The 13,637-nt window shown below is 35.0% G+C and carries 11 protein-coding genes and 2 pseudogenes; 8 read left to right on the plus strand and 5 right to left on the minus strand.

What is annotated here, in order from left to right; all coding sequences use genetic code 11:
• Positions 1–10: 10 nt before the first annotated feature.
• Both flxB and flxA read right to left on the minus strand, forming a co-directional pair.
• Positions 11–742, minus strand: coding sequence for a flexirubin biosynthesis SDR family reductase FlxB (gene flxB / locus ACZZZA_RS03520; RefSeq protein ID WP_463429826.1), 732 nt, complete (start codon positions 740–742; stop codon positions 11–13).
• Between the two features lie 30 nt (positions 743–772).
• Positions 773–2,293 (minus strand): flexirubin biosynthesis tyrosine ammonia-lyase FlxA, encoded by a 1,521-nt coding sequence (gene flxA, locus ACZZZA_RS03525; protein WP_463429827.1) that lies wholly within the window; start codon positions 2,291–2,293, stop codon positions 773–775.
• Positions 2,294–2,377: 84 nt separating this feature from the next.
• Here flxA and ACZZZA_RS03530 point away from each other — a divergent pair.
• Positions 2,378–3,623 (plus strand): annotated as a pseudogene (locus ACZZZA_RS03530) (NAD(P)/FAD-dependent oxidoreductase).
• Between the two features lie 33 nt (positions 3,624–3,656).
• Here ACZZZA_RS03530 and flxY read toward each other — a convergent pair.
• Positions 3,657–4,949, minus strand: coding sequence for a flexirubin biosynthesis putative acyl-CoA ligase FlxY (gene flxY / locus ACZZZA_RS03535; protein ID WP_463429828.1), 1,293 nt, complete (start codon positions 4,947–4,949; stop codon positions 3,657–3,659).
• Between the two features lie 196 nt (positions 4,950–5,145).
• On the opposite strand from flxY, the pseudogene ileS reads away from it, so the two are divergent.
• The 7 genes and pseudogenes from ileS to trpS all read left to right on the plus strand — a co-directional run bounded on the left by ileS (position 5,146) and on the right by trpS (position 12,037).
• Positions 5,146–8,534, plus strand: a pseudogene (ileS, locus tag ACZZZA_RS03540) (isoleucine--tRNA ligase).
• Between the two features lie 59 nt (positions 8,535–8,593).
• A complete protein-coding gene (locus ACZZZA_RS03545; RefSeq protein ID WP_463429829.1) occupies positions 8,594–8,974 on the plus strand; it encodes a TraR/DksA family transcriptional regulator in 381 nt (126 codons plus the stop codon).
• An 86-nt stretch (positions 8,975–9,060) separates the two neighbouring features.
• Entirely contained in the window at positions 9,061–9,306 is a 246-nt protein-coding gene (locus ACZZZA_RS03550; protein WP_463429830.1) for a DUF6576 domain-containing protein, read from the plus strand.
• A 19-nt stretch (positions 9,307–9,325) separates the two neighbouring features.
• Positions 9,326–9,523, plus strand: coding sequence for a DUF2683 family protein (locus ACZZZA_RS03555; protein ID WP_463429831.1), 198 nt, complete (start codon positions 9,326–9,328; stop codon positions 9,521–9,523).
• The gene (locus ACZZZA_RS03560) at positions 9,523–10,161 is read left to right on the plus strand and encodes a lipoprotein signal peptidase (RefSeq protein WP_463429832.1); all 639 of its coding nucleotides are present in this window, start codon (positions 9,523–9,525) and stop codon (positions 10,159–10,161) included. The genes ACZZZA_RS03555 and ACZZZA_RS03560 overlap by 1 nt, the downstream gene beginning before the upstream one ends.
• 3 nt (positions 10,162–10,164) lie before the next feature.
• Entirely contained in the window at positions 10,165–10,806 is a 642-nt protein-coding gene (locus tag ACZZZA_RS03565; protein WP_463429833.1) for a SanA/YdcF family protein, read from the plus strand.
• A 262-nt stretch (positions 10,807–11,068) separates the two neighbouring features.
• Positions 11,069–12,037 (plus strand): tryptophan--tRNA ligase, encoded by a 969-nt coding sequence (trpS, locus tag ACZZZA_RS03570; RefSeq protein ID WP_463429834.1) that lies wholly within the window; start codon positions 11,069–11,071, stop codon positions 12,035–12,037.
• A gap of 61 nt (positions 12,038–12,098) precedes the next feature.
• Here the strand turns inward: trpS and ACZZZA_RS03575 are convergent, their stop codons facing one another.
• Together ACZZZA_RS03575 and ACZZZA_RS03580 are read right to left on the minus strand one after the other, a co-directional pair.
• The gene (locus ACZZZA_RS03575; RefSeq protein ID WP_463429835.1) at positions 12,099–12,794 is read right to left on the minus strand and encodes a YjjG family noncanonical pyrimidine nucleotidase; all 696 of its coding nucleotides are present in this window, start codon (positions 12,792–12,794) and stop codon (positions 12,099–12,101) included.
• Positions 12,795–12,992: 198 nt separating this feature from the next.
• Positions 12,993–13,580, minus strand: a complete 588-nt coding sequence (locus tag ACZZZA_RS03580) for an RNA polymerase sigma factor (RefSeq protein WP_463429836.1) — start codon at positions 13,578–13,580, stop codon at positions 12,993–12,995.
• Positions 13,581–13,637 lie beyond the last annotated feature (57 nt).

Consider the following 13,637-nt stretch of genomic DNA (forward strand, 5'->3'; position numbering starts at 1 on the left):
CTTAGTAAGCTTATGAATAAATTCCTCCGTTAATATTTATTACTTCGCCGGTAATGTAAGAAGATTTTTTTGACGCTAAAAAAGCAACCAAATCTGCAACTTCTTCGGCTTCACCAAATCTATTTACAGGAATCATTGACTTCAGCTCATCTTCATTAAAATCCTGTGTCATATCAGTTTTGATAAACCCCGGAGCAACTGCATTTACCGTGATATTTCTTTTCGCAACTTCTTGAGCCAAAGCTTTTGTAGCTCCTACTAATGCACCTTTCGCCGCAGAATAATTGGTTTGTCCCGCCGTTCCTTTCACTCCGGAAACTGAAACCATATTGATGATTCTTCCGTATTTGTTTCTCAATAATTTCTGAATGAAGAAATTGGTGACATTATAAAAACCATTTAAACTCGTGTTAATCACAGAGTTCCAGTCTTCACTTGGCATCCACATGAATAATCCGTCTCTTGTAATCCCTGCGTTATTGACGATGACCTCAACAATTGATTTTGGATTATTTTCCTGCCATTCATTTAAAACTTTTAAAGTTTCTTCAGCATTTCCTACATCGAATTTAAGAATTTCACCTGTAGATCCTAATTCTTCAACTTTCGCTAAAGTTTCTTTTGCTGCAGCTTCATTGGAAGTGTAGTTGATTAAAATATGATAATTCTTATCTTCTGCCAGTTTTATACAGATGGCTCTTCCAATTCCTCGGGAACCGCCTGTTATAATTGCACATTTCATGTGTTTTATCTTTATTTAATTTAAAAATGGTTATGTAGTTTTTAAATATTTTTTGACTTTCTCCAAATACGGATACATAATCATATCGTCAGAAAATACCGGAATCAGTTGTCTTATATCATCGTATAATTCTTTCGTGCTGGATGAAACTTTATCCTGATAACCTAAATATTCTATTGCCTGAACAACAGTTATTGCTTCAATTGACAACACTTCAAAGGCATTTTCAATTACTTTTCTGCAAATCACAGCAGCATTTGTTCCCATGCTTACAATATCCTGATTATCATTATTATTAGGAATACTGTGAACATACATCGGATTAGACAACATTTGGCTTTCTGCAGTAGTAGAAGTAGCAGTAAACTGAACACCCTGCATCCCAAAATTAAAGCCTAATTTACCTAAATTTACAAAAGGAGGCAAAATTTCGTTTATTTTCGAATTTAAAAGATAATTCAACTGTCTTTCTGCCAACATTGTCAGTTTTGTTACTACAATCTTCAGTTTATCCATTTCCAAAGAAACATAATCACCGTGAAAATTTCCACCGTGATAAACGTGCTGATCAGCAACATTAATAATTGGGTTGTCGTTTGCTGAATTGATCTCATTTTCAAGAACTTTCTCAGTATATTCCAAAGTATCCAGAACGGGTCCTAAAATCTGAGGAACACATCTTATCGAATAATATTCCTGAACTTTTTCTGTGAAAACCTTTTCCTGTTCCTCAAAGTGAGTGTATAAGTGGTCTTCTCTTTTTCTGATTAATTTACTGTCAGATAAATGACTACGCATTTTCTCTGCAATTTTCTGCTGTCCTGCATGAAGTTTTGTTCCGTTCAGCACTTCAGAAAAATGATCATCATATGCCTGAACGATCTCATTAATGGCACATGATAATTTTAATGAAATTTCAGTTAACTGATTGGCTTTGTAAGCATTAACAATGCCAATTCCAGACATAACAGAGGTTCCGTTCATCAAAGCTAAACCTTCCCGGATTTCAACCTGAATTGGTTCTAAACCTTCCGCTGCAAAAACTTCTTTCGTGGATATTCTTTCACCTTGATAAAAAACTTCGCCTTCACCAATTAAAACTAAAGCAAGGTGGGCTAACTGAACTAAATCACCACTTGCTCCTACTCCGCCGTGCTCGAAAATCAACGGTGTAATATCTCTGTTTATTAATTCTTTAAGCAAATTAACAACAGACTCATGTACTCCAGAGTTCCCTAATGACAAAGTGTTTAATCTTGCCAGCATGCAGGCTTTTACCTCATCTGCCGGAAGCGGGTTTCCTATACCCGAAGAATGACTTCTGATTAAATTATATTGTAACTGATGCGTATCTTCATCACTGATTTTGAACTGAGCCATCGGTCCGAAACCGGTATTCACACCATAAATTACTTTATTTTTTGAAAATTCTTTAAGGAACGAAAAACTTTCATTCACTCTCTGGAGAAGTGACTGGTCTAATTCGATGCTTTCGTTTTCAATAATAATTCGCTGAAAATCTTTCAGTTCTAAAAAGTTATTTATTTTCATCAATTAAAAGTAATAAGATATAATTTTGTAAAATATAATTAATTGTCACTAATTTTGCGCAAAGATAAAAGTTTTATTAAACAAATGAACAAAGAAATTGTTGATGTTTTAGTAATTGGAGCTGGACCTTCCGGATGCGTATCTTCTGCTTATCTAAAGAAGAATAACATCAACGTGAAAGTGGTTGAAAAGACTCAATTTCCAAGATTGGTTGTCGGCGAAAGCCTCATTCCGAGAGTGATGGATCATTTTTATGAAGCCGGACTGTTTCCCGCTTTAGATAAAATGGGCTTCGAAAAGAAACTGGGAGCACGTTTCATGCGTGGAAATGATGTCTGCATTTTTGATTTCAGCAATAAGTTCGGAGAAGGCTGGGATTGGACTTGGCAAGTTCCGAGAGCCGATTTTGACAATACTTTAGCTCAAGAAGTCATTCATCAAGGAATTGACCTCGAATTTGAAACTGAAGTCATCGGTATTGAATTCAATGGTTCCGATTCTATTACTACCGTTAAAAGCAAAGACGGAAAAACAAAGGAAATTCATGCGAAATTTGTGATCGACTCAAGCGGTTACGGAAGAGTTTTACCAAGACTTTTAGATTTAGAAAAACCATCGAAATTGTCTCCTCATTCTGCAATTTTCGCTCATGTTGAAGACAGTAACAGAGAGGAAGGCGAAGAAGGAACTTTGATTTCTTTTGATATTATTGAAACGGAAGTTTGGTTGTGGGTAATCCCTTTCTCCAATGGAAATACAAGTGTGGGAATTGTACGGACCAACCGAATATATTGATCAATTATCTGAAAACGGCAATACAACTGAAGCTTTGAGAAAAGCAATCTCTCTTTCTGATTATTATGTGAAACGTTTCGGGGATGTGGAATTTCTTTTTGAACCAAGACATTTAAAAGATTATTCGTGTTCAGTAAAAAAACTATTCGGAGACGGATTTGCTTTAACAGGAAATGCTTCTGAGTTTCTAGACCCCGTTTTTTCTTCGGGAATGGCTTTCGCAACAGAATCCGGAATGTTGGCTGCAAAATTAGCGATCCGACAGCTGAATGGTGAAATGATTGATTGGCAAAAAGAATATTCAGATTATATCCTCTACGGAGTCAACGTTTTTACAACATATGTGAAAGAATGGTATACCGGAAATCTCCAGGAATTATTTTTTCATCAGCCGGAAAACCCGGATGTCAAAAGAAAAATCTGCGCAGTTCTCGCAGGTTACGTTTGGGACAAAAAAAACACTTTTGTGAGAATACACGATACCGCCATTGTAAACCTAGCCAATTTCATTAAAGCAGAAAAGCAACAAGCATAAAAAAAGGGTCTGAGAATTTTCAGACCTTTTTATTTATCTTAAGTCTAAAAAATTAATCGGCTTTCTGCTATTAGGATTGAGAACTTCTTTAGATAAAACGTTAAAATCGACTATTTCAATTTTCGGACTTACCCTTAATTTTGCCCTGAAATGATCACGTACCTCACCTTCAAAACTTTCAATCTCTCTTTCTGTACTCAGTTTAATGATAATTTCATCTAAACCAATTTCATTTGATTGAATAACAATTTGATAACATAATATTCCATCAAAATCATTCAGAATATCATTCATCGCAGGAGGATACAATGTTGTGCCTTTATATTTAATCATCTGTTGTTTTCTTCCTACAACCGGGCCCAATCTCATTGTATTTCTTCCGCATTGGCAAGGTTCGTAATGTGCTTTAACCAAGTCTCCCGTTTTAAATCTTAACAAAGGAAGCGCTTCAACGCCTAAAGTTGTAATCGTCAGTTCACCGCTTTCTCCATCTTGTACAGGATTTCCTTCGTCATCAAGAATTTCTGTAATAATTAATTCCGGATGATGATGACCTCCGTTTTGAAATTCACATTCGGTAAAAGCTGTACTCATCTCCGTGGAAGCATACGTTGAAAATAGTTGTATATTCCATTTCTCTTTAATTTTCTGCGAAAGAATATTATCCGTAAAATCCTGATTTTTGATACTTTCACCAATACAAACGGCTCCGTAAACACTTGAATTTTTATAATCTACACCATGTTTTTCGGCATAGTCGATCATTTTCAGTAAAAAAGAAGGAACTGTAATCAAATATTTAGGTTTATATCTGAAAATCGAATCCCACTGCAATTCGGGAATTCCGGGACCCATTCTTACAACACTCGCACCCATTTTTCTTAAACCTAAAAAATAAGCAAGACCGGCCATAAATCTCTTATCAATCGTTGTAATCATCTGCACAACATCACCTTTCTGAATTCCTGCACATGACAGAGATATTGCTTCATTGTAGGCAACTCTTTCCAAATCTTCTTCAGACAGACCGAAAGTTACAGGATCACCTAAAGTTCCGGAAGTCGTGCTGTAATCAACAATCTGATTCTTTGGAATGCAGAAAAAATCATCATTATTCTGCTGAATATCATTCTTTGTCGTTGTGGGAATTCTACGTAAATCTTCCAAAGTCTGAATCTCAGAAATCTGAATATTATTTTCCTCAAATAGCTTCTGATAGAAAGGAGAATGCGTTTCAAGATATTGTAAAAGCTTCTGAAGTTTTTCTTCCTGAAACTTTTTGATGTCCTGAATAGCTGCTTTTTCGATGATTGGGAAGAGTTCCACTGGTTTAAATTTAGAAGACAAATTTATTTAATTAAAATTAAAAAGGTCAAATGATTATTACTATAAAACAATTTGGACATAGAAATTTATTTCATTGAAATTTTTGACCTGTATGACCAAATAAAACATATATTATAAACCGACAAAAATCACTAAATTTGCCAACTTGATTAATCAAAGAAATTGAGAAATTACAATGAGCCAATTTAAAGAATATAAAAACCTTAACCTTATAGACGTAGCCGAGAATATTTCGGAGTTCTGGAAAGCAAATGACACTTTCGCAAAAAGTGTGGAAACACGTCAGGGAAATCCTGAGTTTGTGTTTTACGAAGGTTCGCCTTCAGCAAACGGAATGCCCGGAATTCACCACGTTATGGCAAGAGCGTTGAAGGATATTTTCTGTCGTTACCAAACGCAAAACGGAAAACAGGTTCTCCGTAAAGCGGGTTGGGACACACACGGACTTCCTGTAGAACTGGGTGTAGAGAAAGAACTCGGAATCACTAAAGAAGATATTTGGCAAAAAAATTTCGATAGAAGATTACAACAAAGCTTGTCGTGAAGCCGTAATGCGCTACACCGATGTCTGGAATCACCTCACCGAAAAAATCGGATACTGGGTAGATCTTGAAGATCCGTACATCACGTACAAATCAAAATACATGGAGACCGTTTGGTGGTTGTTGAAGCAATTATACAATAAAGATTTATTGTATAAAGGTTATACGATTCAACCTTACTCTCCAAAAGCAGGTACCGGACTTTCTTCACACGAAGTGAACCAGCCCGGAGCTTATCGTGACGTGACCGACACAACGATTGTAGCACAATTCAAAACACTTTCGGAAACATTACCTGAGTTTTTACAAGGTTTTGGAGATGTACATTTCTTAGCATGGACAACCACTCCTTGGACTTTACCATCTAACACGGCTTTAACAGTCGGTCCAAAAATAGATTATGTTTTAGTAAAAACTTTTAACCAGTATACTTTTGAGCCTGTCAATATTGTTTTGGCTAAAGCTTTGGTTGGAAAACAATTCGGGAAAAAATTCATTGAAGGAACAGACGAAGATTTTACAAATTATACTTCAGCAAGCAAAACTATTCCATTCAAAATTCTTGGGGAATTCAAAGGTTCTGATTTGGTCGGAATTAAATACGAGCAGTTATTACCCTACACGTTACCTTACCAAAACCCGGAAAATGCTTTCAGAGTAATTTCAGGAGATTTTGTGACCACAGAAGATGGTACAGGAATCGTTCACACAGCTCCAACGTTCGGTGCTGATGATGCAAAAGTTGCCAAAGAAGCAACCCCTGAAGTTCCGCCAATGTTGGTTCTAAATGAATTCGGAAACCCGGGTTCGATTGGTAGATTTACAAGGAAAGTTTACTTCGCAGATGGGAGATTTCGCAGGTAAATATGTGAAAAACGAATATTATGATGCAGGAACAGCTCCAGAAAAGTCTGTGGATGTAGAAATTGCTATTCGTTTAAAAGAAGAAAATAAAGCTTTTAAAGTTGAAAAATATGTTCACAGCTACCCACACAGCTGGAGAACTGATGAGCCGCTTTTATATTACCCCTTAGATTCATGGTTTGTAAAAATGACCGCGGTAAAAGACCGTTTGGTAGATTTAAATAAAGAAATCAACTGGAAGCCAAAAGCTACGGGAGAAGGTCGTTTTGCCAATTGGCTGGAAAATGTAAACGACTGGAACCTTTCCCGCTCAAGATACTGGGGAATTCCGTTACCGATCTGGAGAACAGAAGATTTAAAAGAAGAAATCATCATCGGTTCTGTAGAAGAATTATACCATGAGATTGAAAAATCTATCAAAGCAGGATTGATGAAAGAAAACCCGTTCAAAGGTTTTGAAATCGGAAATATGTCTGAGGAAAACTATTCTTTGGTTGATTTACACAAAAATATCGTTGATAAAGTGGTTCTGGTTTCAGAATCAGGAAAAGCAATGAACCGTGAGAGCGATCTGATCGACGTTTGGTTTGATTCCGGAGCAATGCCTTACGCACAGTTGCATTATCCTTTTGAAAATAAAGAATTAATTGATACTCAAAAAGCTTTCCCGGCAGATTTCATCGCAGAAGGTGTTGACCAGACTCGTGGTTGGTTCTACACACTTCACGCCATCGGAACTGCGGTTTTTGATTCTGTTGCTTATAAAAATGTAATGAGTAACGGACTTGTTTTGGATAAAAACGGTCAGAAAATGTCAAAACGTTTAGGAAATGCGGTTGATCCGTTTGAAACACTTGCCATTTACGGTCCTGACGCAACACGTTGGTACATGATTTCGAATGCAAATCCTTGGGAAAATCTCAAATTTGACATCGAAGGAATTGATGAAGTGAGAAGAAAATTCTTCGGAACGCTTTATAATACGTATTCTTTCTTTGCATTATATGCAAACGTTGACGGATTTAACTATTCGGAAAAAGAAATCGAAAATCGTCCTGAAATCGACCGTTGGATTTTATCTGAATTAAATCTCCTGATCAAAGAAGTAAAAGCATTCTACGAAGATTACGAACCGACCAGAGTCGCAAGATCGATCAGCAATTTTGTGAATGATAATTTAAGCAATTGGTATGTAAGATTGTGCAGAAGACGTTTCTGGAAGGGCGATTATTCTGAGGACAAAATCTCCGCTTACCAGACTTTATATACCTGTCTGGAAACCGTTGCAAAATTATCTGCTCCCATCGCTCCTTTCTTTATGGATCAGCTGTATCAGGATTTGAACAAAGTGACAGGAAAAGAAAATGCTGAATCTATACATCTGACAGACTTCCCGATTGCAGACGAAAGTTTAATTGATCAGGATTTGGTTGAAAAAACGCATTTGGCACAAAGTATTACAAGTATGGTTTTCTCATTGAGAAAAAAGGAAAATGTAAAAGTACGTCAACCGTTGCAGAAGGTTTTGATTCCAGTTTTGGATAAGAAAACAGAAGAGCAGATTTTAGCAGTTGCAGAATTGATTAAACAGGAAGTGAATGTGAAAGAATTGCAATTAATCAATTCCGAAGAAGCATCCCACTTAATTGTAAAACAGATCAAACCCAACTTTAAAACTTTAGGTTCAAGGCTTGGAAAAGACATGAAAGTTGTGGGTAATGAAATCACTAACCTTACTGTTGAGCAAATTTCAGCTTTAGAAAAAGATGGAAAAATTGATATTCAGGGTTATGAAATTACAGTTGCTGATGTAGAAATTTCCACAAAAGATATTCCGGGCTGGACGGTAACGTCAGACGGAAAAACAACTGTGGCATTAGATTTGAAGATGACAGATGAATTGAAGTCTGAAGGTATTGCAAGAGAGTTTATCAACAGGATTCAAAATCTCAGAAAAGAGAAAGATTTTGATTTAACAGACAGAATAAGCATCATTTTAGAAGAAAACATGCCGTTTTTGGAACAAATTAAGCAAAATGAAGAATATATTTCATCTGAAGTCTTGTCGAATAAAATAGAAATTGTACCTTCACTTTCAAGTTTTAACGAGATTGACATTGATGAGCTAAGTTTTAAAGTAAATGTTGAAAAAATTTAATATATAGTTATTGTTTTTTCAAAATCCATTTTATAAATTTATTAAAAAAGAAAAAGACCATGCAAGACGAGAGGGTAAGATATAATGACTCTGATTTACAAGAATTTAAAAAGTTAATCAAAGATAAAATAGAAAAAGCTGAGAAAGATCTGCAATTGATCAGAGAAAGCTTTATCAACGATCAAAATAACGGAACTGATGATACATCGCCTACTTTCAAAGCTTTTGAAGAAGGTGCAGAAACGCTGAGCAAAGAGCAGAACTCTATTTTGGCAGGAAGGCAGGAAAAGTTTGTGAGAGACTTAAAAAATGCTCTCATCAGAATTGAAAATAAAACATACGGCGTCTGCAGAGTAACCGGAAAACTGATTCCTAAGGAAAGGCTGATGGCAGTCCCGCACGCTACTTTGAGCATTGAAGCTAAAAATATGCAGAGATAAATTTTTTTATCTTATTTTTGTAAATAATTAATTGGGTTTATATGATGTTTCACAGCATTATATAAACCTAATTTTTAATTATATCTATGAACGAATATTTGATTTTAGGTATTATCCTTTTGGCAGCTTTGTGGTATTTTAATAAAGATCGAATCAGGAACAGATTCTATCCGGACAAGCCTAAAAATATGACCATTGATCAACAATTCAATTCAGAAAAGCGAGACAGAGAAAAGGAAATCGACAGGCTTCTCAGTAAAATGGGAAAAAACGGAATCAACGATCTGTCTGCAAAAGACAGAAAAAGATTAGATGAACTTTCTAAAAAATAAAATTTAAATTAAACAGAAGATGGAAGCATTAATTGTACACCCAAAGAACCAAATGGAGCTGAACGCGCTGAAAAGCGTGATGAAAGATATGGGAATCCGATACGAAAAATTTCATACAAGAGGAGCGAAAACTCAGACTTTTGAGCCCCGAACTCCTGCCGTGAAGAAGGAAAAGACAGTTAAAAATTTTAAAGATAAACCAAAGCCTAATTTGTAATGAAGAAGATTGCACTTATCACTTTTCTTATTTTACTAATAGATCAGGCTTCTAAAATTTATGTAAAGACACACTTCAGTTTAGGCGAAAGTGTCTCCGTATTTCCTTTTTTCAAACTGACTTTTGTAGAAAATCCAGGGATGGCTTATGGGCTTCATTTTGGAGGGTTAATCGGAAAATATTTGCTCGTAATTCTCAGACTTTTTTTAATTGGAGGAATGATTTATCTATTTAAAAAATGGTTGGCTCAGGGAGCGTCAAATTATCTTATCATTCCGATGTCTATTATTTTTGCGGGAGCCATAGGCAATATTATCGACGGAATGTTTTACGGGTTAATTTTCGACAGCGGAACCGTCTATGATGAAAGCATTGGCAGATGGATTGATTATGGCGGAATTTCTAAAATAACATCTTTCGGTGATGGTTATTCTCATTTTATGAAAGGTTGCGTAGTAGATATGTTTCATTTTCCTTTGGTAGATTGGTACGTTCCGGAAAGTTGGCCATTAATTGGAGGGAAACATATTGAATTCTTCAAATACATTTTTAATGTTGCCGATTCTGCAATAACTTTAGGAGCTGCATTTTTACTGATCTTTAGAAAAAAAGCTTTTCCAAATGGATTAGAATTTTAAACAATGAAAATTTTAAAAAAAATATTTATTATCGGACTGATATTCTTCGGAATATCAGCCCTTTTTATTTTCTGGGCAAACTTTAAAATTGATGCTGAGTCGGAAGATTTTGTCACATCAGACGTGTCTAAGCTTCCAACTGAGAAAACCGGGCTTCTTTTAGGAACCAGCAAAACACTATCAAATGGAAATCCGAATGCTTATTTTTTTAATAGAATAATAGCGGCAGCAGATTTATATAAATCCGGAAAAGTTCAGAATATCATCGTAAGTGGCGACAATTCTCAAAAAGATTATAACGAGCCAGAAGAAATGAAAAACGAGCTCATCAAAGCCGGAGTTCCCACAGAAAGAATTTTTGAGGATTTTGCCGGTTTTAGAACATTGGATTCTGTAGTTCGTGCAAAAGAAATTTTCGGTCAGAATTCTTATATCATTATTTCTCAACGTTTTCATAACGAACGTGCGGTGTATCTTGCAAGGAAAAATGGGATTGAAGCTTATGGATATAACGCAGAAGACGTTAATAAATATGCAGGTTTGAAAACCAACGCAAGAGAAAAACTGGCGAGAGCAAAAGTTTTTTGGGATTTTATTTTTGGTGTCGAACCGAAATATGGTGGGGAAAAGATTTTGATCCCTTAGTTCCCACGGATTTCACAGATTTTCACTTTAAAAATTCATTTTCACTAATTTATTTCTTAAAATTGAATCTGCTGAACCAATGTAATCTACATGATAAAATTTTAAGTTTTGGCTAAGGCCATTTGATTTCATATTATTAAAACGGACTAAAGTCCGCTCCTATTGATAAAAACTTTCAGCAATCATCAGTGCAAACCTGTGAAATCTGCGGGAGATTTACTTAAATTTGCAATTCAATAATTTTTATAAACAATTTTAAACAATGTCAAGAATTCTTACCGGCATACAAGCCACCGGAACCCCGCATCTTGGAAATTTATTAGGTGCTATTATTCCTGCAATTGAACTATCAAAACAAGCAGGAAACGAATCATTTTTATTCATTGCGAATCTACATTCGCTTACACAGATTAAAGATGCAAAAGAATTAAAAAACAATACATACGAAATTGCTGCAGCTTGGCTTGCCTGCGGACTGGATACTGAAAAAACATTTTTTTACAGACAGAGTGACATCCCAGAAACCTGTGAACTATCTTGGCATTTATCCTGTTTTTTTCCTTATCAGAGACTCACTTTGGCGCATTCTTTTAAAGATAAAGCAGATCGTTTACAAGATGTGAATGCCGGATTATTTACATACCCAATTTTAATGGCTGCAGATATTTTACTGTACGATGCAGAAATTGTTCCTGTAGGAAAAGATCAACTTCAACATTTGGAAATTGCCCGTGATGTAGCTTCAAGATTCAATAATCAGATGGGTGAAGTTTTGGTTTTACCACAAGCTGAATTACAGGAAGACACTAAATACGTTCCGGGAGTTGACGGTCATAAAATGTCTAAATCGAGAGGCAATATCATCAATATCTTTTTACCTGAAAAAGAATTAAAAAAGCAGGTAATGAGTATTGAAAGTGATTCTAAATCTTTGGAAGAACCTAAAGACCCTTCAACAGATAAAACTTTTGCAATCTATGAACTGATTGCCACTCCTGAACAAACGGAAGAATTGAGAGCAAAATATGTAGCCGGTAACTTTGGTTATGGTCATGCTAAAAAAGAACTTTTAGATTTAATTCTCACGAGATTTGAAAAAGAAAGAGAATTATTTTCATATTATATGAATAATCTTGATGAGTTGGAAGTTAAGCTTCAGGAAGGCGCAGGAAAAACGAGAGTAATTGCTACCCAAACAATTCAAAGAGTGAGAGAAAGTTTAGGAATATAATTTATTTATTTATTTTTGAAAAGTATAGTTTCGGCGGCACCAAAGGTGCCGCCGAAACTTTTTATAAATAATCCTTTATCTGTAAAAGATGTTTAATGACTTTTAGATCTTCCTGTTGCGGATTATCATTTAAAACATCAAAGAAAATAACATCCATTCCAAAATTTTGTGCGCCTACCACATCTGCAATCCAGTCGTCACCAATAAGAATACTTTCTTCTTTTGTAGCTTTAGAAAGACCTAAAGAATATTCAAAAATAGCAGGATTGGGTTTTCTCACGCCTATAGAATCTGCGCTGGTAATTGTATTGAAATAATGATCAATTCTGGATAAAATACATTTTCTTTCTGTCACTTCCTGGAAACCGTTTGAAATAATATGCATCGTATAATTTTTAGATCTTAAATACCCCAAAATATAATCTGCACTTTCCACCAGATGATTAAAACTCAGAATTTTATCTAAAAAATGTTCTTCAAAATACATTGATAAATCCAAATCATCAATTCCAAAATGTTTGAAAGTATCATAAAACCGATGTTTTCTCAGATATTCTTTGTCGATTTCGCCGTCTCTTATCTGTTCCCAAAGTCTCTCGTTAATCACATGATAAACAGAATGAAATTCTCCAAAATCAATATTGTATTTTAAAGTGATTTCTTCTTTTTCGAAAAGAGTTTTAATGGTGAGATATGCGTTTCTTCGGTGATCCCAAAGCGTATTGTCTAAGTCAAAAAAAATGTGCTGAATTTTCATACAGCACAAAATTAATGATTAATTTTTTGAAAGATGATAATGATTTTTTTTAATCTTTACCACATCTAGACTTTTCGAGAAACTAAGCAAAAAATCAATGGTTTGTTTTTTGGGTTTCAAACTTTTCAATTTTAAAGAATCGTTATTTTTCATAGGCAAAAATTGCTTTTTCTTTAAAACGTGAAACATTGTGAATTATTATCTCGTCAGTACAATATTATTTTCTTCCATGATTTTTCTTAAGTTGATTAAAGCATAGCGAACACGTCCCAAAGTCGTATTGATGCTCATATCTGTATGCTCAGCGATTTCCTTAAAACTCAGCCCGTCAAAAAACCTGAGTTTTATCACCTCTTGTTGATTCGGCGGCAAAAATTGCAGCATTTTAATTAAATCTTCCTGAATCTGCATACTTACCAATTGATCTTCAATATTTTCTGAAGGCTCTCTTATCAAATCAAATATTGAAAACTCATCATTATCAAAAGTGGTCTCAGAAACTTTTATGTTTTTAGATTTTGCTCTGAAATGATCGATGATTAAATTTTGTGCAATTCTTTTTGCCCAAAGAATAAATTTCCCTTCTTCATTGTAACGTCCTTCTTTCAGCATAATGATGATTTTGATAAAAGTATCCTGAAAAACATCATTTGCCAGATCTTCATCGTTAATTTTATAGAGAATAAACGAAAAGAGGTCTTTTTGATGACGGTGTATAAGGGTTGATAATGCTTCTTCATCTCCTTTCTGGTACAGAGATATTAATAGGCTATCTGTTGATTTCATGACTTTTTTCTCAGTATTTAACTGTAGACAAACAATCTCCCAACATTCTGTCGGGTT

The organism is Chryseobacterium sp. AC405b (assembly GCF_979258685.1).

Bases quoted from the DNA above. Each gene is read 5' to 3' on its own strand.
- flxB (WP_463429826.1), bottom strand. From the start codon at position 742: ATGAAATGTGCAATTATAACAGGCGGTTCCCGAGGAATTGGAAGAGCC.
- flxA (WP_463429827.1), bottom strand. From the start codon at position 2,293: ATGAAAATAAATAACTTTTTAGAACTGAAAGATTTTCAGCGAATTATT.
- ACZZZA_RS03545 (WP_463429829.1), top strand. From the start codon at position 8,594: ATGCAAGACGAGAGGGTAAGATATAATGACTCTGATTTACAAGAATTT.
- ACZZZA_RS03550 (WP_463429830.1), top strand. From the start codon at position 9,061: ATGAACGAATATTTGATTTTAGGTATTATCCTTTTGGCAGCTTTGTGG.
- ACZZZA_RS03555 (WP_463429831.1), top strand. From the start codon at position 9,326: ATGGAAGCATTAATTGTACACCCAAAGAACCAAATGGAGCTGAACGCG.
- ACZZZA_RS03560 (WP_463429832.1), top strand. From the start codon at position 9,523: ATGAAGAAGATTGCACTTATCACTTTTCTTATTTTACTAATAGATCAG.
- ACZZZA_RS03565 (WP_463429833.1), top strand. From the start codon at position 10,165: ATGAAAATTTTAAAAAAAATATTTATTATCGGACTGATATTCTTCGGA.
- trpS (WP_463429834.1), top strand. From the start codon at position 11,069: ATGTCAAGAATTCTTACCGGCATACAAGCCACCGGAACCCCGCATCTT.
- ACZZZA_RS03575 (WP_463429835.1), bottom strand. From the start codon at position 12,794: ATGAAAATTCAGCACATTTTTTTTGACTTAGACAATACGCTTTGGGAT.
- ACZZZA_RS03580 (WP_463429836.1), bottom strand. From the start codon at position 13,580: ATGAAATCAACAGATAGCCTATTAATATCTCTGTACCAGAAAGGAGAT.